21 protein-coding genes and 1 tRNA gene are annotated in these 22,199 nt (G+C 69.3%); 16 read left to right on the top strand and 6 right to left on the bottom strand.

Going from position 1 to position 22,199, the window contains the following annotated elements; all coding sequences use genetic code 11:
* The first annotated feature begins 43 nt into the window (after positions 1–43).
* The 3 genes from pyk (at position 44) to KAF39_RS12225 (ending at position 3,059) form a co-directional block, all read left to right on the top strand.
* Positions 44–1,492, top strand: a complete 1,449-nt coding sequence (gene pyk / locus KAF39_RS12235; protein WP_210678050.1) for a pyruvate kinase — start codon at positions 44–46, stop codon at positions 1,490–1,492.
* 110 nt (positions 1,493–1,602) lie between these two features.
* Complete coding sequence (locus KAF39_RS12230; protein ID WP_210677500.1) at positions 1,603–2,409, top strand: alpha/beta fold hydrolase; 807 nt, start codon at positions 1,603–1,605, stop codon at positions 2,407–2,409.
* The gene (locus tag KAF39_RS12225; RefSeq protein ID WP_210677499.1) at positions 2,349–3,059 is read left to right on the top strand and encodes a triacylglycerol lipase; all 711 of its coding nucleotides are present in this window, start codon (positions 2,349–2,351) and stop codon (positions 3,057–3,059) included. Before KAF39_RS12230 ends, KAF39_RS12225 begins: the two co-directional genes overlap by 61 nt.
* Before the next feature lie 21 nt (positions 3,060–3,080).
* On the opposite strand, the gene KAF39_RS12220 is transcribed toward KAF39_RS12225, so the two are convergent.
* Positions 3,081–3,166: transfer RNA gene (locus tag KAF39_RS12220), tRNA-Leu, on the bottom strand.
* Positions 3,167–3,266: 100 nt separating this feature from the next.
* On the opposite strand from KAF39_RS12220, the gene KAF39_RS12215 reads away from it, so the two are divergent.
* Together KAF39_RS12215 and KAF39_RS12210 are read left to right on the top strand one after the other, a co-directional pair.
* Positions 3,267–3,884: an ANTAR domain-containing response regulator gene (locus tag KAF39_RS12215; protein ID WP_025103469.1), complete on the top strand. Its 618-nt coding sequence runs from the start codon at positions 3,267–3,269 to the stop codon at positions 3,882–3,884.
* A gap of 10 nt (positions 3,885–3,894) precedes the next feature.
* Positions 3,895–4,458, top strand: coding sequence for a GNAT family N-acetyltransferase (locus KAF39_RS12210; protein WP_210677498.1), 564 nt, complete (start codon positions 3,895–3,897; stop codon positions 4,456–4,458).
* Here KAF39_RS12210 and KAF39_RS12205 read toward each other — a convergent pair.
* On the bottom strand, positions 4,433–4,861 hold the full coding sequence (locus KAF39_RS12205) for a hotdog fold thioesterase (protein WP_210677497.1): 429 nt from the start codon (positions 4,859–4,861) through the stop codon (positions 4,433–4,435). The genes KAF39_RS12210 and KAF39_RS12205 overlap by 26 nt on opposite strands.
* A gap of 45 nt (positions 4,862–4,906) precedes the next feature.
* On the opposite strand from KAF39_RS12205, the gene polA reads away from it, so the two are divergent.
* Genes polA through KAF39_RS12170 form a run of 7 tightly spaced genes read left to right on the top strand, consistent with a single transcriptional unit; the run spans position 4,907 to position 14,170 of the window.
* Positions 4,907–7,540: a DNA polymerase I gene (polA, locus tag KAF39_RS12200; protein WP_210677496.1), complete on the top strand. Its 2,634-nt coding sequence runs from the start codon at positions 4,907–4,909 to the stop codon at positions 7,538–7,540.
* A 39-nt stretch (positions 7,541–7,579) separates the two neighbouring features.
* Positions 7,580–9,256, top strand: coding sequence for a DUF885 domain-containing protein (locus KAF39_RS12195; RefSeq protein WP_210677495.1), 1,677 nt, complete (start codon positions 7,580–7,582; stop codon positions 9,254–9,256).
* A gap of 55 nt (positions 9,257–9,311) precedes the next feature.
* A complete protein-coding gene (locus KAF39_RS12190) occupies positions 9,312–10,346 on the top strand; it encodes an LLM class flavin-dependent oxidoreductase (RefSeq protein ID WP_210677494.1) in 1,035 nt (344 codons plus the stop codon).
* A 51-nt stretch (positions 10,347–10,397) separates the two neighbouring features.
* On the top strand, positions 10,398–11,750 hold the full coding sequence (locus KAF39_RS12185) for an MFS transporter (protein WP_210677493.1): 1,353 nt from the start codon (positions 10,398–10,400) through the stop codon (positions 11,748–11,750).
* Between the two features lie 28 nt (positions 11,751–11,778).
* Positions 11,779–12,534 (top strand): SGNH/GDSL hydrolase family protein, encoded by a 756-nt coding sequence (locus KAF39_RS12180; RefSeq protein WP_210677492.1) that lies wholly within the window; start codon positions 11,779–11,781, stop codon positions 12,532–12,534.
* Between the two features lie 19 nt (positions 12,535–12,553).
* Positions 12,554–13,300 (top strand): SUMF1/EgtB/PvdO family nonheme iron enzyme, encoded by a 747-nt coding sequence (locus tag KAF39_RS12175; protein WP_210677491.1) that lies wholly within the window; start codon positions 12,554–12,556, stop codon positions 13,298–13,300.
* Between the two features lie 57 nt (positions 13,301–13,357).
* Positions 13,358–14,170 carry an arginase family protein gene (locus tag KAF39_RS12170; RefSeq protein ID WP_210677490.1) on the top strand — a complete coding sequence of 271 codons (813 nt, stop codon included), beginning with the start codon at positions 13,358–13,360 and terminating at the stop codon, positions 14,168–14,170.
* 15 nt (positions 14,171–14,185) lie between these two features.
* On the opposite strand, the gene KAF39_RS12165 is transcribed toward KAF39_RS12170, so the two are convergent.
* Complete coding sequence (locus tag KAF39_RS12165) at positions 14,186–15,367, bottom strand: DUF4232 domain-containing protein (RefSeq protein ID WP_210677489.1); 1,182 nt, start codon at positions 15,365–15,367, stop codon at positions 14,186–14,188.
* Positions 15,368–15,385: 18 nt separating this feature from the next.
* Positions 15,386–16,711 (bottom strand): nitrate/nitrite transporter, encoded by a 1,326-nt coding sequence (locus KAF39_RS12160; protein ID WP_210677488.1) that lies wholly within the window; start codon positions 16,709–16,711, stop codon positions 15,386–15,388.
* A gap of 54 nt (positions 16,712–16,765) precedes the next feature.
* Between KAF39_RS12160 and KAF39_RS12155 the strand changes: the two genes are divergently transcribed.
* Positions 16,766–17,134: a VOC family protein gene (locus tag KAF39_RS12155; protein ID WP_210677487.1), complete on the top strand. Its 369-nt coding sequence runs from the start codon at positions 16,766–16,768 to the stop codon at positions 17,132–17,134.
* 10 nt (positions 17,135–17,144) lie between these two features.
* On the opposite strand, the gene KAF39_RS12150 is transcribed toward KAF39_RS12155, so the two are convergent.
* Positions 17,145–17,651 (bottom strand): hypothetical protein, encoded by a 507-nt coding sequence (locus tag KAF39_RS12150; RefSeq protein ID WP_210677486.1) that lies wholly within the window; start codon positions 17,649–17,651, stop codon positions 17,145–17,147.
* 303 nt (positions 17,652–17,954) lie between these two features.
* Between KAF39_RS12150 and KAF39_RS12145 the strand changes: the two genes are divergently transcribed.
* The 3 genes from KAF39_RS12145 to KAF39_RS12135 are packed head-to-tail and all read left to right on the top strand — an operon-like array spanning position 17,955 to position 19,742.
* Entirely contained in the window at positions 17,955–18,113 is a 159-nt protein-coding gene (locus tag KAF39_RS12145; protein ID WP_210677485.1) for a hypothetical protein, read from the top strand.
* On the top strand, positions 18,110–18,895 hold the full coding sequence (locus KAF39_RS16050; protein WP_210677484.1) for a peptidoglycan recognition family protein: 786 nt from the start codon (positions 18,110–18,112) through the stop codon (positions 18,893–18,895). Before KAF39_RS12145 ends, KAF39_RS16050 begins: the two co-directional genes overlap by 4 nt.
* Before the next feature lie 28 nt (positions 18,896–18,923).
* Complete coding sequence (locus KAF39_RS12135) at positions 18,924–19,742, top strand: ornithine carbamoyltransferase (protein ID WP_307805205.1); 819 nt, start codon at positions 18,924–18,926, stop codon at positions 19,740–19,742.
* 77 nt (positions 19,743–19,819) lie between these two features.
* On the opposite strand, the gene KAF39_RS12130 is transcribed toward KAF39_RS12135, so the two are convergent.
* Positions 19,820–22,177, bottom strand: coding sequence for an excinuclease ABC subunit UvrA (locus KAF39_RS12130; RefSeq protein ID WP_210677482.1), 2,358 nt, complete (start codon positions 22,175–22,177; stop codon positions 19,820–19,822).
* Between the last annotated feature and the right edge of the window lie 22 nt (positions 22,178–22,199).

The raw sequence follows: 22,199 nt of genomic DNA, 5'->3' as shown, positions 1-22,199 counted from the left end.
GTGTCGCCTGTTCGTAATCCCCCACTTCTACCCTGGAGACATGTTGAGACGCGCGAAAATCGTCGCCACCCTGGGCCCCGCCACTTCCACGTATGAGACGGTGCGCGCACTGATCGATGCGGGTGTGGACGTCGCTCGACTGAACCTCAGCCACGGCGACTACTCCGTGCACGAGAACAACTACGCGAACGTCCGTCGTGCGGCGGAGGACTCCGGCCGTGCGGTCGCGATCCTCGTCGACCTCCAGGGCCCGAAGATCCGTCTCGGCCGATTCGAGGACGGGCCCTACGAGCTCGCCAAGGGCGACATCTTCAAGATCACCACCGAGGACATCATCGGCAACAGGGAGATCTGCGGCACCACATTCAAGGGCCTTCCCCAGGACGTCAAGCCCGGCGACTTCCTGCTGATCGACGACGGCAAGGTCCGGGTCGAGGTCGTCGAGACGGACGGCGTGACCGTCACCACCCGCGTCGTCGTGGCCGGTGCCGTCTCGAACAACAAGGGCATCAACCTCCCCGGTGTCGCCGTGAACGTCCCCGCGCTCAGCGAGAAGGACGAGGACGACCTGCGCTGGGGCCTGCGGACCGGAGCCGACCTCATCGCGCTCTCGTTCGTGCGCAACGCCTCGGACGTGACCCGCGTGCACGAGATCATGGCGGAGGAGGGCGTCCGCGTCCCCGTCATCGCCAAGATCGAGAAGCCGCAGGCGGTGGACGCGCTGGAGGAGATCGTCGACGCGTTCGACGGCATCATGGTCGCCCGTGGCGACCTCGGCGTGGAGCTGCCCCTCGAGGCCGTCCCGATCGTGCAGAAGCGTGCCGTCGAGCTGGCCCGTCGCAACGCCAAGCCGGTCATCGTGGCGACGCAGATGCTCGAGTCGATGATCAACAGCCCGGTGCCGACCCGCGCCGAGACCTCCGACGTCGCCAACGCCGTCCTCGACGGCGCCGACGCGGTCATGCTCTCGGGCGAGACCAGCGTGGGCGACTACCCGGTCGTCGTCGTCGAGACGATGGCCCGGATCATCGAGTCGACCGAGGAGCACGGCCTGGAGCGCATCCTGCCGCTCACGACGAAGCCCCGCACCCAGGGCGGGGCGATCACCCTCGCCGCGCTCGAGGTCGCGGAGTTCGTCGACGCCAAGTTCCTCTGCGTGTTCACGCAGTCCGGTGACTCGGCGCGCCGCCTGTCGCGCCTGCGTTCTCGCATCCCGATGCTGGCCTTCACGCCGGAGCCGGGGATCCGTCGCCGCATGGCGCTGACCTGGGGCCTGCGCTCCACGCTCGTCGACATGGTGCAGCACACCGACCTCATGTACCACCAGGTGGACGAGTACCTCCTCGAGAACGGCCTCGCCGTCGAGGGGGACAAGGTCGTCGTCATCTCCGGGTCCCCTCCCGGGATCATCGGTTCCACGAACGACCTGCGCGTGCACAAGGTCGGCGATGCGCTCCGTGGCGCGGCACCGATCTACAAGGCCGGCGTCTGACGCAGGACGTTCCGAGAGGGGCGGGGCTTCGGCCCCGCCCCTCTCTGTCATCTCCGGGGCGGGTCGTCAAGCCTCTCGGCCGTGACGGCGACCTCGGTTAGCGTGCTGCCATGGTCCTCCGTCGCCTCCTCGTCACCTCCGGGCTGACGTTCCGCATCCTGGAGAGTCCGCGGCCCGCCGACAGCCACGCCCCGACCGTGGTGCTCGTGCACGGCATCGGGATGTCCCACCGGTACCTGTCGCGCCTGCACGACGTGCTCGCGGCCACGACCCGCGTGGTCTCCGTCGACCTCCCCGGCTTCGGCGGCCTGCCCAAGCCGCGTTTCGACGTCTCCATCCCGCAGATGGCGGCGGGTCTCGCACAGGCCATCGCGAGTCTCGACGACGATCGGGTCGTGCTGGTCGGCCATTCGATGGGGGTGCAGTGGGCCGCCGAGACGGCGCTGCGGCATCCCGAGTATGTCCGTGCGGTCGTCCCGATCGGACCCGTCGTCGACGACGAGCACCGGTCGCTCGGCGCACAGGCGCGGGCGCTCGCGCTCGACACCCTGGGTGAGACACCCTCGATCAACACGGTCGTCTTCACCGACTACCTCCGGTGCGGCGTGCGGTGGTACCTGCGCCAGGCACGGCACATGCTGGCCTACCCGTTGGAGGGACGGATCGCGGCACTCACGATGCCGGTCCTGGTCGTGCGGGGGAGCGAGGATCCGATCGCCGGACGCGCATGGTGCCGTCGTCTGCGCGACGCGGCGGCCATGTCCCGACTGGTGGAGATCCCCGGGCATCACCACGTCGCGCAGCAGTCCGCACCGCGTGCCGTGGCATCGGCGATCCTCGCCCACACGGCGGGAGCATGGCCGACCGTGGTGCCCACCGCGTCCGCCCGGCGGGGGAGGACACCATCGGCGTCCTGAGGAGGCTGGGCTGGTGGGTCGCGGACTACGCGTATGCGGGGTTCTGGCAGGTCCGCGCGTTCTTCGGCCGGGATCAGGCCGACGACTTCGCCACCGGAGCGCGCGCCCCGATCGTCGTCCTCGCCGGCGTCTACGAGACCTGGCGCTTCCTGGAGCCGCTCATCGTGGCGCTGCACGACCGGGGCCACCCCGTGCACGTCGTGGACGCACTGCGCCGCAACCGGTTCCCGGTGCAGGACGAAGCAGATCAGGTGGCCGACTACCTGCGCGCGCACGACCTCTCCGGCGTCATCCTCGTCGCGCACAGCAAGGGGGGCCTCGCCGGGAAGCTCGTGATGACCGGCCCGGAGGGAGGGCGGATCCGCGGCATGCTCGCCATCGCCACGCCGTTCGGCGGCTCCCGGTACGCGCGGCTGCTGCCCGGCCGGGTGCTGCGGGCGTTCTCGCCGGACGATCCCTCGATCGTGGCCTTGAATCGCGAACTCGCCGTGAACGCGCGCATCGTCTCGATCTACGCCGCTTTCGATCCGCACATCCCCGAGGGCAGCGAACTGCCGGGGGCCAAGAACGTCGTGCTGGAGACGGGCGGGCACTTCCGTATCCTCGCCCACCCGCGGGTTCTCGCCGAGCTGGCCGCCCTCGCCGAGTGAGGGGTCAGAGGCGCGAGATCGTGGTGCCGGCGGTGGGACTCGAACCCACACGCCCTCTCGGACAAAGCATTTTGAGTGCTCCGCGTCTGCCATTCCGCCACGCCGGCCCGTGTCTCGCGACTTCGACTGTAGCGCAGACGAGGGAGGGTTCCTCGCGCGCCCGCGCTCTTCAGCCGGGGGAGCGGACGTCTCCGTTAGGATGGAGGGGTGACCGAGCAAGAACAGGCTGAGCAGCCCACGGCATCCGCACCCCGACGCGTCGTCGTCGCCGAAGACGAGTCGCTGATCCGTCTCGACATCGTCGAGATCCTCCGCGACAACGGCTTCGATGTCGTCGGTGAGGCCGGCGACGGTGAGACGGCGGTGGCCCTCGCGACCGAGCTGCGTCCCGACCTCGTCATCATGGACGTGAAGATGCCCCAGCTCGACGGCATCAGCGCCGCCGAGAAGCTGCACAAGGGCAACATCGCACCGGTCGTGCTGCTCACGGCCTTCAGCCAGAAGGAGCTCGTCGAGCGTGCGAGCGAGGCCGGGGCCCTGGCGTACGTGGTGAAGCCCTTCACCCCGAACGACCTCCTCCCGGCGATCGAGATCGCGCTGGCCCGTCACGAGCAGATCATCACGCTCGAGGCCGAGGTCGCCGACATGGTCGAGCGCTTCGAGACCCGCAAGCTGGTCGATCGCGCCAAGGGGCTGCTGAACGAGAAGATGGGCCTGAGCGAGCCCGAGGCTTTCCGCTGGATCCAGAAGGCGTCGATGGACCGTCGCCTGACGATGCAGGACGTCGCCAAGGCGATCATCGAGCAGCTCGCGCCCAAGAAGTAGGACGCCTCCGGTGCTCCGGGTCGATGCCGAGCACGTGTTGCGCCCTGTCCGCTCCGGTGACGGCGCCGCCTTGGCGCGCGCCTACCGCGCCAACAGGGAGCATCTGGCCCCGTGGGAGCCGACGCGCACCGAGGCCTTCTTCTCGGAGGAGTGGCAGGAACAGAACGCGCAGCAGTGCGTCGCCGAGGCCGCGCTCGGTCGCAGTCTCCGATTCGTGATCCTGTCCGACGACGGAGAGATCCGCGGTCGTATGAACCTCAACACGATCGTTCGCGGCGCGTTCTGGAGTGCGGATCTCGGGTACTGGATCGACGCCTCCCGGCTGCGCCGGGGTCTGGCCCGCCGCGCGGTCGCGCTGGTCGCGACCCATGCCAGGGACGAGCTGCGGCTCCACCGGCTGCAGGCATCGACCCTGCTGCACAACATGGCGTCGCAGCGGGTCCTCACTGCGAACGGCTTCGAGCGGATCGGGGTCGCGCCGAAGTATCTGCGGATCGCCGGCGAGTGGCAGGACCACATCCTGTTCCAGCTGCTGCTGGAGGAGCCGCTCAGCGCTCGGCGGGAGCGTCCTTGATCATGTTGGTGATCCGGATGGTCGAGCAGCGGCGTCCCTGATCGTCGGTGACGACGATCTCGTGCACCGTGATGCTGCGGCCCAGATGGACGGGCGTGCAGACGCCGGTCACGATGCCCGAGGTGGCCGAGCGGGTGTGGGTGGCGTTGATGTCGACGCCGACCGCGAGGCGGCCCGCTCCCGCATGCAGATTGGCCGCCATGGACCCGAGTGACTCTCCGAGGACGACGTACGCACCGCCGTGCATGAGGCCGACCGGCTGGGTGTTGCCCTCGACCGGCATGGTCGCCACGCACCGGTCCACGCCGAACTCGATGAACTCCATGCCCATCTTCTCGGCCAGGGCTCCCATGCCGCGGGCGGCGGCCCACTCGAGTCCTTCGCTGGTGGCGACCTCGCTCATGCATCCTCCTCTGCGGGTGTCCGTGCTCCTCGTTAGGCTGACAGGGTGACGGACTCCGCAAAGCCTACCCTCATGGTCGTCGACGGCCACTCGCTCGCCTACCGGGCCTTCTTCGCTCTCCCGGTCGACAACTTCACCACCAAGGACAACCAGCACACGAACGCCATCTACGGGTTCCTGTCCATGCTGGTCAACCTCATCAAGGCCGAGCAGCCGACCCACATGGCCATCGCTTTCGACACGTCGCGGCACTCGTTCCGCACCGACGAGTACCCCGAGTACAAGGCGACCCGGTCGGAGACGCCGCAGGAGTTCAAGGGCCAGATCCCGCTGCTGCAGGACTGCCTCGCCGCGATGTCGATCCCGGTGCTGACGCAGGAGGGCATCGAGGCCGACGACATCCTCGCCACCCTCTCCACCCAGGGGGCGGCCCAGGGCTACGACGTTCTCGTGGTGTCGGGAGACCGCGACACCATCCAGCTCGTCACCGACGACGTCACGCTGCTGTATCCGTCCGTGCAGGGTGTCTCGCAGCTCAAGCGCTACGACCCGACGACCGTGCAGGAGCGGTACGGCGTCCGCCCCGAGCAGTATCCCGACATCGCCGCCCTCGTCGGCGAGACCAGCGACAACCTCCCCGGCGTGCCGAAGGTGGGGGAGAAGACGGCCGTCAAGTGGCTCACCCAGTTCGGGTCCCTCGACGAGCTGCTCGAGCGCGCGGGCGAGATCAAGGGCGTGGTCGGCGGCAACCTCCGCGACCACATCGAGGACGTCCGGCGCAACCGCAAGCTCAACCGTCTTCTCACCGATGTCGAGCTGCCGGTGTCGCCCGCCGACCTCGCGGTCGCACCGATCGACGCCGAGGCCGTCCGCGACATCTTCGCCCGGCTGGAGTTCCGCACGCTGCTGCCGCGGGTCTTCGAGGCCGTCGGCGCGGGCGAGGTGGCCGACGACCCGGCGTCCGTCGTCGAGATGCCCACGCCGGCCGAGGTGCCCGCCCCCGATCTCGCCGCCTGGGCCACGGCGCAGGACGGAGACGTCGCCCTGCGGGTCGTCGTGCAGTCCGGAGCACCCGTGCGCATCGGCGCCGCCACGGGCACCGAGCTGAGCGAGCTCGACTGGTCGGACGAGGCCGCTGCGGCGCTGCGCACGTGGCTGGAGTCCGACGCGCCCAAGGTGCTGCACGACGCCAAGCCACAGGTGAAGGCGCTGCTCCGTCAGGGCATCCGTCTGGGCGGGCTCGCCTACGACACGAGCCTCGCGGGCTGGCTGCTCCGCCCCAGCTTCCCCGACAAGACGCTGTCCGACCTCGTCCAGCGCTACCTGGGGGAGAAGCTCCCCGAAGCCGATCCGTCTCAGCTCGTGCCCGAGACCGAGGGCGCCACCCCGTCGCAGGAGGCGTGGTTCATCCTCCGTGTGGCCGAGGCGCTGCGGAACGACCTGCCGGAACCGGTCGACGCCGTGCTCCGCGACATCGAGCTGCCGACGCTCCGCACGCTCGCCGACATGGAGCTCGCTGGCGTCGCCGTGTCGCACGAGGTGCTCTCGACGTTCTCCGGTGAACTGGCGACGCGGGCGGACGCCCTGGCCCAGGAGGCGTTCTCGGTCGTCGGTCGCGAGTTCAACCTCGGGTCGCCCAAGCAGCTCCAGGAGGTGCTGTTCGAAGATCTGCAGCTCCCGAAGACGCGCAAGACGAAGACCGGGTACTCGACCGATGCGGCGGTGCTCGCGGACCTGCAGGAGTCCCACCCGCACCCATTCCTCAGCCTGCTGTTGCAGCACCGCGAGGCGACGAAGCTGCGGCAGATCATCGAGTCGCTCGACACCGCGATCGGTGCCGACCACCGCGTCCACACGACGTACGTGCAGACCGGCAGCCAGACCGGACGTCTGTCCAGCACCGACCCGAACCTGCAGAACATCCCGGTCCGCACCGAGGAGTCACGGCGCATCCGCAGCGCCTTCCAGGTCGGCGAGGGGTACGAGACGCTGCTCACCGCCGACTACTCGCAGATCGAGATGCGGATCATGGCGCACCTCTCGGGCGACGAGGGGCTCATCGAAGCCTTCAACAGCGGCGAAGACCTGCACCGTTTCGTCGGCGCCCGCGTGTTCGGCGTCGATCCCTCCGAGGTCACGCCGGCGATGCGCACCAAGGTGAAGGCGATGTCGTACGGCCTCGTCTACGGCCTCTCCGCGTTCGGACTCTCCAAGCAGCTGCGCATCGAGCAGTCCGAGGCGAAGCAGCTCATGGTCGAGTACTTCGCACGGTTCGGCGCGGTCCGTGACTACCTGCGGGCCTCCGTGATGAAGGCCAAGGAGGTCGGCTACACCGAGACGATCTTCGGGCGCCGACGGCCGTTCCCCGACCTCGCGAGCCCGAACCGTGTGCTGCGTGAGAACGCCGAGCGCGCGGCCCTCAACGCTCCGATCCAGGGCAGCGCGGCCGACATCATGAAGATCGCGCTCTTCCACATCCACGACGATCTCCACGCCGCGAAGCTGGAGTCACGGGTGCTGCTGCAGATCCACGACGAACTCGTCGTCGAGGTCGCGGCAGGGGAGTGGGATGCGGTGGAGCAGATCGTCCGCACGCGCATGGGCGACGCCGCCCAGCTCTCCGTGCCGCTCGATGTGCAGGTGGGCCGCGGTCGGGACTGGAACGAAGCAGCGCACTGATCCCAGTGGCCGACGGGGGCGGGGATTAGGCTGGAAGGTATGACTTCAGCACCCCGCACCCCTTCTGCCATCGACACGGTCGCCGATGAATGGGTCGACACGATCGCTGTCCTGGCGCCGACTCTCGGCACCTACATCGGCCGCTCCGAGGTCAACGACCGGTTCGGCGATCTGAGCCCGGAAGGTCATGAGGAGATCGCCGCGGCGACCCGGGCCACGCTCGACAAGCTCTCCGCGCTGGAGCCCGTCGATGCGATCGACGAGGTCACCAAGACCGACCTCAGCGCCGAACTGCGCCTCGACCTCGAGCTGCACGAGGCGAAGTGGCACCTGCGCGATCTGAACGTCATCGCATCCGCCGCACAGGACGTGCGCTCCGCGTTCGACCTGATGCCCTCCGCCACGGTCGAGGACTGGGAGGTCATCTCCACGCGACTCTCCGCGGTTCCCGCCGCGCTGCGGGGGTACATCGAGACGCTCCGTCTGGGCATCGCCGAGGGCGTCACGCCCGCACGACGCCAGGTTGCGGAGGTCGCGACACAGATCGACCGCTACATCGCCGACGACGGCTTCTTCGCGGCGTTCGTCGCCCATGCGGACCCGGAGGAAGGGCAGCTGCCCGCGTCTCTCGCGCGTGCCCTGGCCGACAACTCCGCGGCCGCCCGGGTCGCCTACGGTGAGCTGCGCCGGTTCCTGGCCGAGGAACTGGCCCCCGAGGCCGGAGAGAACGACGCCGTCGGTCGCGAGCTCTACGCTCTGAACTCCCGCCGGTTCCTCGGCGCGACCATCGACCTCGACGAGACCTACGAGTGGGGTCGCGAAGAGCTCGCCCGCATGGTGGCCGAGCAGACGGCGATCGCGAACGAGATCCTCCCCGGCGCCTCCGTGGAGGAGGCCGTCGCGCACCTGGAATCCGACCCCGCGCGCAAGCTCGTCGGCACGGACGCGCTCCAGCAGTGGATGCAGGAGACCAGCGACCGCGCGGTCGCCGAGCTGGGCGCCTCGCACTTCGACATCCCCGAGGCCATCCGCACCCTGGAGTGCATGATCGCGCCGACGCAGGAGGGCGGGATCTACTACACCGGTCCCACCGACGACTTCTCCCGCCCCGGTCGCATGTGGTGGTCGGTCCCCGAGGGCGTCACCGAGTTCGACACGTGGCGCGAACTCACCACCGTGTACCACGAGGGTGTGCCGGGGCATCATCTCCAGATCGCCCAGGCCGTCTACAACCGCGCCGAGCTCAACTCCTGGCGGCGGCTGCTCGCCGGCACGTCGGGGCACGCGGAGGGCTGGGCGCTGTATGCGGAGCGGCTGATGGAGCAGCTCGGTTACCTCGATGACCCGGCGGATCGCCTCGGCATGCTGGACGGGCAGCGAATGCGGGCGGCGCGCGTGGTCCTCGACATCGGCGTGCACCTCGGCAAGCCCCGTCTCGACGGTGACGGCGTCTGGGATGCCGACTACGCGCTCGACTTCCTCCGTCGCAACGTCAACATGTCGGACCAGTTCGTGCAGTTCGAGGTCAACCGGTACCTCGGCTGGCCGGGTCAGGCGCCGTCGTACAAGGTCGGTCAGCGCATCTGGGAGCAGGTGCGCGATGCCGTCCAGCAGGCGGAGGGCGACGCGTTCAGCTTCAAGGGCTTCCACAAGCGGGCCCTCGATCTGGGCGGTGTCGGGCTGGACACGCTGCGGAGCGCGCTGCTCCCTCGGTGACGGGAATGCCCACCTGCCTCCGCGTGTTCCATTCACCTGAATAGGAAGGTGTGACATGGACATCGAGTTCGGGCTGGACACGTTCGGCGACATCACCCGGGATCAGGACGGCGAGCTGCTCAGCGGTGCGCAGACGATCCGGAACGTCGTGGCACAGGCGGAGCTGGCCGACACGGTCGGCGTGGACTTCTTCGGGGTGGGGGAGCACCACCGGCGCGAGTTCGCGGTGTCGTCCCCGGAGATGGTGCTCGCGGCCATCGCCGCCCGCACCGAGCGGATCCGGCTGGGAACCGCCGTGACCGTCCTGTCCTCGGACGACCCGGTGCGCGTGTTCGAGCGCTTCTCGACCCTCGACGCCCTGTCCGGCGGGCGGGCGGAGGTGGTGCTCGGGCGCGGTTCGTTCATCGAGTCCTTCCCGCTGTTCGGCTACGACCTGCGCGATTACGACCGGCTGTTCGAGGAGAAGCTCGAGCTGTTCGTCGAACTCCTCAAGGAGGAGCCCGTGACCTGGTCCGGCTCTCTGCGCCCCTCGCTCGAGAACGCGGACGTCTTCCCCAAGACGGAGACGGGATTGCGAACGTGGGTCGGCGTGGGCGGCAGCCCTGAGTCCGTCGTGCGGGTCGCGCGTCATGGGCTGGGGCTGATGCTGGCGATCATCGGCGGCCCGGCCGGGCGATTCAAGCCGTTCGTCGACCTCTACCACCGCTCGGTCGCCTCCTTCGGAACCACCGCCCATCCCGTGGCCGTGCACTCGCCCGGCCATATCGCCCCCACCGACGCGGAGGCCTGGGACGAGGCCTACCCGGGCTTCGAGGCGATGAACAACACCATCGGTCGGGAGCGCGGCTGGCCGCCCTACAGCCGCGCGCGGTTCCAGAACGACATCGGCCCCGAGGGCTCTCTCTACGCCGGGTCGCCGGAGCGTGTCGCGGCGAAGATCGCCGACACGATCACGACCCTGGGCCTCGGCCGCTTCGACCTGAAGTACGCGACGGGCACCCTCTCGCACGAGTCGATGATGCGCAGCATCGAGCTGTACGGCACCGAGGTGATCCCTCGGGTGCGGAAGCTCCTCGCCGACCGCGACTGAGCAGGCGTCATCTCGCGGCTCGGCGGGACGGGCGGCCCTACGATGAGAGTCATGGCCGATACCGCCCTGCCGAGCCGCACGTCGCTCGCCGAGCGCCTCGACGTCCTCCCGTTCACCCGCCGGCACCTGCGCCTGCTCACGGGTTCCGGCGTCGGCTGGGCGCTCGACGCGATGGACGTCGGACTCATCTCGTTCATCATCGCGGCGCTCACGCAGCAGTGGGATCTCACCAAGAGCGAAGCCGGCTGGATCGCGTCGCTCGGCTTCGTCGGTATGGCGGTCGGCGCGACCCTCGGCGGTCTCCTCGCTGACCGCTTCGGTCGTCGCCAGGTGTTCGCTCTCACGCTTCTCGTCTACGGCATCGCAACGGGAGCGAGCGCGCTCGTCGGATCAGTGGCGGCCCTGCTCGTGCTGCGCTTCTTCGTCGGCCTCGGGCTCGGCGCGGAACTGCCCGTGGCGTCGACCTACGTGAGCGAGTTCGCCCCTGCACGCATCCGCGGGCGGCTGATCGTCATCCTCGAAGCGTTCTGGGCCGTCGGCTGGACGGCCTCCGCGCTCATCGGGTTCTTCGTCATCCCCGCGTCCGAGTCAGGGTGGCGGTGGGCCTTCGCGCTGGGCGCGGTCCCCGCCGTCTATGCGCTCGTCGTGCGGTGGGGTCTGCCCGAATCACCGCGCTGGCTGGCGTCGCGCGGACGCATCGCGGAGGCCGATCGCATCGCGGCGGCGTTCGAGGCCGACGCCGGTGTCGCGCACACCCCGCCCATCCGGAAGGAGCCGGCGTCGCGGGCGATCGCGATGACGGCACGGGCCCGGCTCGCGACCCTCTGGAATGCCGAGTTCCGCGTGCGGACGGCGTGCCTGTGGCTCGTGTGGCTGGCCGTGAACTTCGCGTACTACGGGGCGTTCATCTGGATCCCCAGCATTCTCGTGGATGCCGGATTCGACCTCGTCCGCTCGTTCGGCTTCACCCTCATCATCACGCTCGCGCAGCTTCCGGGCTATGCCGTGGCGGCCTGGCTCATCGAGGTGTGGGGACGCCGCATCACGCTGTCGGTCTTCCTGCTGGGGGCGACCGCCTCGGCCGTCGTCTTCGGCACCGCCACGACCGTGCCGATGATCATCGGGGCGGGCATGGCCCTGTCGTTCTTCACGCTCGGTGCCTGGGGCGCGCTCTACGCCGTGACGCCCGAGATCTATCCGACCTCGCTGCGCGGCACCGGGGCCGGCTGGGCCGCCGGGGTGGGCCGCATCGCCTCCATCGTGGCGCCCCTCGCCGTTCCCGTCCTCCTCGGGGCCGGCGGCGCGCCCCTGCTGTTCGTCATGTTCGCGGCCTGCTTCCTCGTCGCTGCGGCGGCGGCCTGGGGACTCGCCGACCGGAGCGGAGTGGCGCTGGACGATCGGTGACGTCCCGGTCCGGGAATAGGCTGGGCGCGTGGCTGATGTACGTTTCGTCGCGATAGGCGACTCCTTCACCGAAGGCGTGGGCGATGTGCTCCCCGATGGGCGCGAGCGCGGTTGGGCCGACATCGCCGCGCAGGGGTGGGCGGATGCCGCCGGGCACCCCATCCAGTACGCGAACCTGGCGATCCGGGGGAAGCTGGCCTGGCCGATCGTCGAGGAGCAGCTCGAGCCTGCGCTCGCTCTGCGTCCGACGCACCTGTCGTTCAACGGTGGCGGCAACGACATGCTGCGGCCGCGGACCGACGTGGAGCACATCGCTGATGCGTTCAGCCGGGTGCTGCGACGGTGCGACGAGGAGGGCGTGACGATGATCCTGCTCTCCGGCGCCAACCCCAGCGGGCAGCTCCCGATGGGCTCTCTCGTGCAGCGCCGTGGCGACCTGCTCTCCGAGGCGGTCCTGCGGCGGATCGAGGACCGGCCCGACGTGATCCGCGCCCTCAACTGGCCGGACAAGGAGCTGTCGCAGCCGGCCTATTGGTCGGAGGACCGCCTGCACATGAACGCAGCCGGCCACCATCGTGTGGCGGCGCGGGTGCTCCACGGCCTCGGTTTCGAGCCTCCGGAGAGCTGGTGGGCGCCGGTCGATCGGTGGACCGCCGGCCCCGCGGGTCTCGCTTACTACCGGGAGTTCGTCGGGCCGTGGGTGCGTCGTCGTGTGACGAAAACCTCGTCCGGAGACGGCCGTGCGGCGAAGTACCCGACCTGGGTCGAGCGGACGCCGGCGTGAGTTTCGTGACGCCCCGCGCATGAGCGACATCGAGCTGGTCCGTCTTCCCGCGGGAGCGGTGACGCTGCACGACGCCCGTCGCCGTACACGGCGCACCGTGCAGCTCGAGCCCTTCGCCGTGGGCGTCTTCCCCGTGACCGAAGAACAGGTCACCGAGGTCCTGGGCACGCCGTCATTGCATCCTCGTCGCCCGGTCGCCGACGTGAGCTGGCTGCGCGCCATCCACTTCTGCAACGCCGCCTCGGAGTGGGAGGGACTCGATCCCGTGTACCACTTCGAGGGCGAGGACGTCGCCTGGGACACCACGGCGGACGGCTACCGGCTCCCGACCGAGGCCGAGTGGGAGTACGCCTGCCGCGCCGGTGCCACCGGGCCGCACTATGCCCCGCTGGCCGAGGCCGCGTGGACCGCCGCCGACGGGGTGGGAACGCCGCAGAACGTGGGTGGGAAGCTCCCGAACCTGCACGGGCTGTTCGACACGCTCGGCAACGTCTGGGAGTGGTGCTGGGACCTCCTCGACCCGGCACGGTATGACGACTATCGGGTCTTCCGTGGCGGCGGGTTCGCCGACGACGCGTGGAGCGTGCGCGCGTCGGTCCGCCGTGGGGGAGCACCGCGCATGCATCACGAGGACGTCGGGTTCCGCGTCGCGCGCGGCGCTTTCGACACCGAAAACGAGGCACAGGGCTGGTCGGCCGCGGCGGACAGGGAACGCGCGATGGTCGACGGGAGTCTGTCGCCCGGCTGGACGCCGCGCGGCCGATAGCCGAGGCGTCCTGGACCGGTTTTGGTTCCCGTCTCGGCCGGGTGCGAGACTGATCGGATGACCAGGCCGTTCGCGCTCATCCTCAACCAGGGTCGCGTCGCCGACCGCACCGACGGAGCGCTCGTCGGGGCGCGCCGCGTCGCCGACGCGCTGTCCTCGCTTCTGCGTCAGGAGCCGGTGGTGGTCGGCACTCCGGAGCCCGGTCGGCTCGACGATTGGTCGGTCGCGCTGCCCGAAGCTGCGGACACGCTCGCGGGCCTCCGTGCCGCGGTGCAGGAGGCGATCGCGGCGGAGGCGACGCCGCTCCTCGTGACGAACACGTGTGCGGCGAGCCTCGGAACGCTGCCGAGCGTGGCCGAGCACCACCCCGACGCGGTGGTGCTGTGGATCGACGCGCACGGCGACTTCAACACGCCCGACACCACCGACTCCGGCTACCTCGGTGGCATGGTCCTCGCCGCCGCCTGCGGGCTGTGGGACAGCGGCCACGGGGCTGGGATCGACCCGCGGCAGGTCATCGTCGTCGGCGGCCGCGACATCGACCCCGCCGAGGGGGAGCTCCTCGCCGGCGCGGGAGTGACCGTCCTCAGCCCTGCGGAGAGCACGCCGGAGCGGCTGAGCGCTCTCATCGCCGGGCGACCGGTGTGGATCCATGTCGACTGGGATGTGCTGGAGCCGGGCTACATCCCCGCGGCCTATCGGGTCGGCGACGGTCTGCTGCCGCACCAGGTGGCCGCGCTGTTCGCCGCCATCCCGGCCGCCGACGTCCGCGGCGTGGAGCTCGCCGAGTTCGAAGCGGGTGACGCGGAGGTGCCGGAGCGCGTCAGCGTCGAGTTGATCGTGGAGACGTTCCAGCACCTGCTGCGCTGACGGCGGGGAGCGCCGTCACGGCGCGGCCGGTGCGTCCCCCAGATGCCAGGCCGTGATCTCGACGACCGAGCCCGACACGATGTCGAGCTCCACCGGCCACGAACCGCGGTCGTACCCGGGGAGCAGGGCGGCGTGCAGCGCACGCGCCACGAGAGCGCCGTCCGTCGCGTGGGCGTCCCAGCCGATCACCGCGGTCGCCTCGCCCTGGGGCGGCACGGTCACGGGCACGGAGCCGGGGTCAGTCGCCAGGAAGGACGAACCGGGCCGCACCTCGACGTCGAGCGCATGGCCGTTCTGGTCGGCGAAGGCGATGTCGGGATACCCCTCGACCACGCAGGGCTCTTCTCCCACGTTCATCAGACGGATGCTCTGGGCCCGGTGCCCCGTGGCCCCGTCGGCGGTTCCGAGAAGCAGCGTGGCGTTGTCGGGGGTGCAAGCGTCTGCGGGGAGTTGGGGTGTCGAATCCCCCGGGGCCCGCTCCGGCACCGGATCGCCCACGGCCGCCGGATCGACGAAGGCTCCGGACTCGTCCGTGATGCCCTGCAGCGCGGCGTTCTCCTCGACGATCTGGCGCTGCCACGCGGCATCGGCCAGGCTCCCGACGACGACGAGCGCGACCGCGCTCGCGACGGCGAGACCGAGGAGGCGCGGGGACCATCGCCGCGCAGATTCCTCACCGGCTCTGCGCGAGAACGCCCAGGCGGGGATCCAGCCCCAGGCGAGTCCCCAGTAGGCGGTGTCCGGCGCGGACTCGACGACCGCAGCCGTGAGACCGTGCAGACCCGAGAGAGGGAGGAAGGACAGCACCCGGGTGACGTCGTCGCATAGCCCGACGACCGTTCCGGCGAGGACGGCACCGAACCAGAGCACGAGGAACGCGGGAGCCCGGCCGACGCCCCGCGCTCCGCGTCCCACGATCCAGACCACGCTGCACAGGACGGCGGCCGTCATCGCCAGCACGAGGATGCCCCACGCACCGGGGAGCAGCCAGGCATGACTCTGCAGCGGGCCGACACCGGCAAAGCTCAGCAACCGCGTCAGCACGATGTCGGAACCGGTCAGTCGGGCGATGGCGCCGGAGACGATCCAGAGTGCACCGAGGAGCAGTCCGGCGAGCAGCCCCGCCGTCAACGGTGGCCTCGTGCGGCCGGCTCGGGCGCTCGGGAGGGCGGCGGTCGACGGGGGAGCGGAGGCCATGCCTCATCCTATGGGCGCTCAGCGGCGCCGCTCGGGATCCAGCCCCATGCGGATCCGCGTCCGCTTGCGTTCGATCAGGATGAACACCACTCCGAGGACCCAGAGCGGGATCAGGGTGAGGAACGCGACACGGAACGCGTCGAGCGTGTAGGTGTCCGGAGTGCCGGCGCCCTGGGCGTCGAGAAGGAGACCGATCACGAACACGGCGATCAGGGCCGCGATGAAACCACCCGCGTTCGTCACGCCGGTGGCCGTGCTGAGGCGATGCACGGGATTGTGCGTGCGCGCGTGGTCGAAGGCGATCATCGACGCGGGGCCCCCGGTCGCCAGAGCGATCGCGAGGACCCAGAGCAGCCAGTCCGGGGCGGGGCCGGGGAGGGCGATGACGGCGATCCACGCGGCCATCTGCAGGCCGACCGCGGGGAGCACGAGAGCGAGGGAGCGGTGATTCGGCAGACGGCGGGAGAGGTCGCCGATGATCGGACCGAGGATCATGCCCGCGACCACGTAGATCGAGATGATCCCCGCTGCGTGGGCGGTGGTCAGGCCCTCGCCGGCCGTGAGGAACGGCATGCCCCACAGCAGCACGAACACCGTGCCGGCGAACGGAGTGGTGAAGTGCGACCAGAACGCGAGCCGCGTGCCGGGATGCGCCCACGCCGCCCGGATGCCGACGCCCGTGTCGATCGCCGACGTCACGACACGCACGACTCCGGTGTCCGTGTTCACCGACACGTCGGGGCCGCTCTCGGCGGGGTTGTTGCGCACGATGAGCCACACGAGGATCGTGAAGAGCAGGCCGAGGCCGGCGATGCTGCCGAACGTGATCGACCAGGTGGTGGCGTGCAGCAGGGCGGCGACCGGCACCAGCGCGATCAGCTGCCCGGCCTGCCCGATGATCCCGGTGAACTGGACCATGACGGGGCCGCGCTGCGCGGGGAACCACGTGGCCACCAGTCGCAGCACGGCGGGGAAGACGGCGGCGTCGCCGGCTCCGAGCAGGATGCGCGCGACGATCGCGATGCCGATGCTGGGGGAGAGGGCCATGGTGAGCTGTCCGGCCGCCATGAGCAGCATCCCCGCCGTGATGATCGGACGAGAGCCGTAGCGATCGAGGAGCACGCCGACCGGGATCTGCATGCCGCCGTAGACTGCGAGCTGCACCACGGCGAACAGCGCGAGCGTGGAGGCGTCCGCCTGGAACCGGTCGGCGGCCTCGACACCGACGGCACCCAGAGACGTGCGGTTGGTGATGGCGAGCACGTAGGCCGCGACGCCGACGGACCAGATCGCCCAGGCCCGCCACCCCGGCGTGGAGACGGGGGAGTGGGAGACCTGAGGCACCCTTCCACGCTACTCCTGCATAGCGATGTCCGACGCCGTGGCTAGAGTGCCCACATGACAGCCTCCTCGCAGCACCACGCCCTGGATTACGTTGAACTCGTCGTCACGGATCTCGACGTGGCGAAGCGCTTCTTCACCACCGCCTTCGGGTGGAGCTTCCGGGACTACGGGCCCGGCTATGCGGGCATCCTCTCGCCCCGCGGCGACGGGAGCGAGGTCGGCGGGCTCCTGCTCGCGGACGCGCCGCGACCGGTCGGCGGTCCGCTCGTGCTGCTCTACTCCGACGACCTCGATGCGACCAGCGCTGCGATCCAGGACGCCGGCGGCCGGATCCTGCAGGAGCCGTATGCGTTCCCCGGTGGCCGGCGCCTGCACTTCGCCGACCCGAGCGGCAACGAGCTCGGCGTCTGGTCCTCGTACTAGGCGTTGCAGATCACCGCGCGGCGGGCGGATGAGTTCCGGACTGCGAGGATGAGTCGCTGACAGACGGGGGATCGTCGGCTGGTGGGGACGGCCAGGTGCTGGTGACCGGCGCGATGCGCGGACGTTGCTCGCGGATGCCGAGGACGAGGGCGACGACGCCGAGCAAGGCGGTGCCGATCACGGGCCCGTCGACGACGAGATGACCGGCGATCCTCGATGTCGCGGTGTCAAAGGGCACCGACGAGGAAACGGTGATTCCGACGACGAAAGCGAGTGGCGTCCAGAAGACGACCCACAGCGGGGCCCAGCGCCAGGGCGACGGGAGGACCCTCGCGCGTCCGATTCCGACAGCGGCGATGATCGCGAACGTGGCCAGACTCCCGTAGTACAGCGCGGCAGCAAGCACCCAGGCGTCTTCGCGCGCGTTGGGGTCGCCGGGCGACTCCGGGACGAGGCCAAACCAGAGAGACTGGGCGAACGGCGCGACAGCCAGCGCGAAGGCCGCGACGGTGCTCACGGGCCGCCGATCGGTGACGCTACCCGCACGCCCGAAACCGATCACGAACAGAACGGCCGCCGATGCGAACACGGCGTCCTTCGCGATCGCGAAGGACGCGAGCGCCCCGCGGGCTGTGAACCAGATGACGACCGAGAGGAGGAGCAGGATTCCGCCGGTGACCCATGTGAGCCGACGCGCTCGACTGTCAGCAGTTGCGTTCTCGGCCCCATCGCTCCCGCACTCACCCTAGCCGTCGCGAGACCTATGGGGAGCCCCGCCGGGCACACCCGCTCGGCAAGGCGCACCTCGTAGGATCGCGATATGACCTCCCCTGGCCGTGTCCCTGCAGACCTGCGGAAACGCGGGGGCTTCCGGGGAGCAGACGCCTCGACGGCCTCGCTCATCCTCAGCCAGTTCTTCGTCGGTGGCATCGTGTCGGTCGTGCTCCGAGAGCCACCCCACAACGGCCCGGCCGCGTGAGCACACGCGGGGAGGGCCAGCGTCCGGAGGGCCCGGGAGCACGGGACGTCGACGACCGGGTCGCGACGCACACGCGGCGGGGATTCCTCATCGCTGCCGGAACCGGCGTCGCGGTGACCGGCGTCGGCATCTGGCTCTCTACGAACTCCGGGGGAGAGGGAGACGACGCGGGACGCAGTCCGAACAATCCCCGAGCGCTGCCCGAGTACGAGCCGGTCTACGAACGCGCGGTCACGGGGCTCGAGGTACCGCTCGGCTTCGAGAACTGCGCAGACCCGACGGTGCGCGCTGACCGGAGCATCGCGGGACGCGACCGTCGAACCGTAGGCCCGGTCATCGACCGCTTCATCATCCACCACACCGGCACGACATCCGACCAGTTGGACTTCTTCTCCCGCTGCAACAGGAGATCATCGGCTCCCACCTTCTATCTGCGGCACGACGGCTCGGTCATCGAGACCATCCGCCCGGGAGCGAAGCCGTCGTCCACCGGCGCGGACTGGAACTGGCGGTCCGTGGCGGTGGAGACGCTCGATTTCACCGGGGCTCCGGAGTACACGGTGACCCCGGCGCAGTTGGAGGAGATCGCGCAGATGATCGCGTGGCTCGCAGGCTTCGACGGCCGAACCCTGGACGGCGTTCCGGTGCGCTTCCGGATCGACCGAGAGCACGTCATCACCCACCAGGAGACGTGGTCGGGAACGGAGTGTCCCGGTCCGTTCCTCCAATCGCGAGTGGATGACATCGTGGCGCGGGCACAGGAGATCTTCACGACGTCATGAGGCGGGAGCCGTCCGCAACAATAGGGGAGTGCGCCACCTTCTCTCCTTGACCGAACTCACCGAGGACGATCTGAGGGAGATCTTCGCGCGCGCTGCGCGGATCGAAGCGGGCACCCTCGCGAGGAGGGACGGCGCGGCGGCACTGTTCTTCCCTTCTTCGAGCCTGCGGACGCGTGTCTCATTCGAACGCGGTGCTGCGGAGATGGGTTTGCAGCCGATCGTCTTTCCTCCGGAGGCGCTTGAGACCGTCGAGGAAGCGGTCGACGTCGTCGGATACCTGTCAGCGTGGGTCGAACTGCTCGTCGTCCGACATCCCGATCTGCAAGTCCTTCGGCAGCTGGCTGCCCCTGGGATTCTCCCGGTGGTCAACGCGATGACGGACGTGAACCACCCGTGCGAGGTGCTGTCCGATCTCTTCGCGCTATCGCGGGAGAGGGATGTCCGCTCGCTCCGAGTCCTCGTGGTGGGACCGGACGGCAACATCGCTCGAGCCTGGGAGGAAGCCCATCGGGCTTTCGGAATCGATGTCGTGCAGGCCTGCCCGCAGGAGGTCCGCACACCCGCGCTGCCGTGGAAGGAGGATCTCAGCGATGCTGTGCAAGAGGCCGATGTGATCATCACGGACGGGCCGGGGGAGCACGCCACGGCCATGGCGCCCTATCGGATCACTGCGGATCTCCTCGACAGCGCCCCGGACGGTGTTCGTTTCGCGCCGTGCCCGCCGTTCGTCCGTGGGCGTGAGGTTTCGGTCGCTGCCGCCAACCATCCTGCCTTCGTGGGCTACGAGTTCAAACGTCACCTGAAGAGCGTGCAGAAGGCGATCATGGGATGGGCGATCGAGGGATGAAGGGGGAGACAGCCGCATGAGCGGTTTCTCACTTTACTGACATAATGTGCATTATCGGATAATCCATATGGGCGCCGTCAGCCGCCGACGTAGGCCGCCAGATGCTCACCCGTCAGTGTGGAGCCGTCCGCGACGAGGTCGGCAGGCGTTCCCTCGAACACGATGCGACCACCGTCATGGCCGGCTCCCGGTCCGACATCGATGATCCAGTCGGCGTGTGCCATGACGGCCTGATGATGCTCGATCACGACCACCGTCTTGCCCGCGTCGACAAGGCGATCCAGCAGACCGAGGATCGTGTCGACGTCGGCGAGATGCAGACCCGTCGTCGGCTCGTCCAGCACGTAGACGTCGCCCTTCTCACCCATCTGGATCGCGAGCTTGATGCGCTGGCGCTCACCGCCCGACAGCGTCGACAACGGCTGTCCGAGCGACAGGTAGCCGAGCCCCACGTCTTCCAGACGTCCGAGGATGGCAGCCGCTGCCGGGAGCTTCGCCTCGCCCTCGCTGAAGAAGCTGCGGGCCTCCGATACCGGAAGGTCGAGCACCTCGGTGATGTCCTTGCCGCCCAGCTTGTACTCCAGCACGGCCGCCTGGAAGCGCTTACCGCCGCAGTCCTCGCACGGCGTCTCGATGGTGTCCATGAACCCGAGTTCGGTGATGATGACGCCGGCGCCCTTGCAGGTGGGACATGCGCCCTCGGAGTTCGCGCTGAACAGGGCGGGCTTCACGCCGTTCGCCTTGGCGAAGGCCTTGCGGATGGGTTCGAGCAACCCGGTGTAGGTCGCGGGGTTGCTGCGACGCGAGCCCTTGATGGCGGACTGGTCGATCGCCACCACGCCCTCGCGTCCGGTCACCGAACCGTGGATGAGCGAGCTCTTCCCCGATCCGGCGACACCGGTGACCACAGTCAGGACGCCGGTCGGAATGTCGACGTCCACGTTCTGCAGGTTGTTCGTGGACGCGCCGCGCACCTCGATGGCGCCGGTGCGGTCACGCACGGCGTCCTTGAGCTGCGCGCGGTCATCGAGGTGCTGCCCCGTCAGCGTTCCACTGGCCGTGAGGCCTTCGACGCTCCCCTGATAGCAGATCTCTCCCCCGGCGCTTCCGGCACCCGGACCGAGATCCACGACATGATCGCCGATCGCGATGGTCTCCGGCTTGTGCTCGACGACGAGCACCGTGTTCCCCTTGTCGCGCAGGCGCAGCAGCAGCCCGTTCATCCGCTCGATGTCGTGCGGGTGCAGCCCGATGGTCGGCTCATCGAACACGTAGGTGACGTCGGTCAGTGAGGAGCCCAGGTGCCGCAGCATCTTGATCCGCTGCGCCTCTCCCCCGGACAGCGTCCCTGAGGGCCGGTCCAGGCTCAGATACCCCAGACCGAGGGTGACGAAGGCGTCGAGGTTGGCACTCAGCGCCTGGAGCAGCGGCCCTGCACCCGGGAGATCCAGGCCGCGGACCCACGCGGCAAGATCCGTCACCTGCATGCGGCAGGCGTCGGCGATGCTCACTCCGTCGATCTTCGACGACCGCGCCCCCTCGGTGAGACGCGTGCCGTCGCACTCCGGGCACACGGCGAAGGTGGCGACGCGCTCGACGAACGCACGGATGTGCGGCTGCAGCGCGTCGAGGTCCTTCGAGAGCATCGACTTCGTGATCTTCGGGATCAGGCCCTCGTAGGTCATGTTGATGCCGGAGATCTTGACCTTGGTGACCTCTCCGTAGAGGAAGAGGTGGCGTTGCTTATCGGTGAACGACGCGATCGGCTTGTCGCCCGGATAGAACCCCGACTGGGAGAATCCCTTCACCATCCAGCCGTCTGCGGTGTACCCGGGCACCATGATCGCGCCGTCGTCGAGGGACTTCGACTCATCGACGATCTGGGACAGATCGAGGTCCGACACCACTCCCCTGCCCTCGCATCGTGGACACATTCCACCGAGATAGATCGCATCCTTCACGATCTTCTCCTCTCCGCCCGGCCCGGTCATCACACCGCTGGCCTTCTGCGTCGGGATGTTGAACGAGAACGCCGTCGGCCCGCCGATGTAGGGCCGTCCGAGCTTGCTGAACAGGATGCGGAGCATCGCGTTGGCGTCCGTCACCGTGCCGACGGTGGACCGCGGGTTCGCGCCGAGGCGCTCCTGGTCCACGATGATCGCCGTGGTGAGGCCTTCCAGCACGTCGACGTCGGGACGAGGGACGGACGGCATGAAGCCCTGCACGAAGGCGCTGTACGTCTCGTCGATCATCCGGCGCGATTCGGCGGCGATCGTGTCGAAGACGAGAGAGCTCTTCCCCGAGCCCGAGACACCGGTGAACACCGTCAGCCGCCGTTTGGGGATGTCGACGCTCACGTCCTTGAGGTTGTTCTCGCGCGCGCCCTGCACGCGGATGAGATCGTGGGTGTCCGCGGGGTGCTCGGCAGCGGTCATGCGGCGTCCTTCGTGGTGGTGG

It is taken from the genome of Microbacterium sp. BLY, from assembly GCF_017939615.1.
Taxonomy (GTDB): Bacteria; Actinomycetota; Actinomycetes; order Actinomycetales; family Microbacteriaceae; genus Microbacterium.
The sequence above is the reverse complement of the archived record's forward strand: the minus strand, read 5'-3'. Positions and strand labels throughout refer to the sequence as shown.

Coding starts and splice junctions, on each gene's coding strand:
- KAF39_RS12230 (WP_210677500.1), top strand. CDS start 1,603: ATGGTCCTCCGTCGCCTCCTCGTCACCTCCGGGCTGACGTTCCGCATC.
- KAF39_RS12225 (WP_210677499.1), top strand. CDS start 2,349: ATGGCCGACCGTGGTGCCCACCGCGTCCGCCCGGCGGGGGAGGACACC.
- KAF39_RS12205 (WP_210677497.1), bottom strand. CDS start 4,861: ATGAGCGAGGTCGCCACCAGCGAAGGACTCGAGTGGGCCGCCGCCCGC.
- KAF39_RS12195 (WP_210677495.1), top strand. CDS start 7,580: ATGACTTCAGCACCCCGCACCCCTTCTGCCATCGACACGGTCGCCGAT.
- KAF39_RS12190 (WP_210677494.1), top strand. CDS start 9,312: ATGGACATCGAGTTCGGGCTGGACACGTTCGGCGACATCACCCGGGAT.
- KAF39_RS12185 (WP_210677493.1), top strand. CDS start 10,398: ATGGCCGATACCGCCCTGCCGAGCCGCACGTCGCTCGCCGAGCGCCTC.
- KAF39_RS12175 (WP_210677491.1), top strand. CDS start 12,554: ATGAGCGACATCGAGCTGGTCCGTCTTCCCGCGGGAGCGGTGACGCTG.
- KAF39_RS12170 (WP_210677490.1), top strand. CDS start 13,358: ATGACCAGGCCGTTCGCGCTCATCCTCAACCAGGGTCGCGTCGCCGAC.
- KAF39_RS12165 (WP_210677489.1), bottom strand. CDS start 15,367: ATGGCCTCCGCTCCCCCGTCGACCGCCGCCCTCCCGAGCGCCCGAGCC.
- KAF39_RS12155 (WP_210677487.1), top strand. CDS start 16,766: ATGACAGCCTCCTCGCAGCACCACGCCCTGGATTACGTTGAACTCGTC.
- KAF39_RS12145 (WP_210677485.1), top strand. CDS start 17,955: ATGACCTCCCCTGGCCGTGTCCCTGCAGACCTGCGGAAACGCGGGGGC.
- KAF39_RS12130 (WP_210677482.1), bottom strand. CDS start 22,177: ATGACCGCTGCCGAGCACCCCGCGGACACCCACGATCTCATCCGCGTG.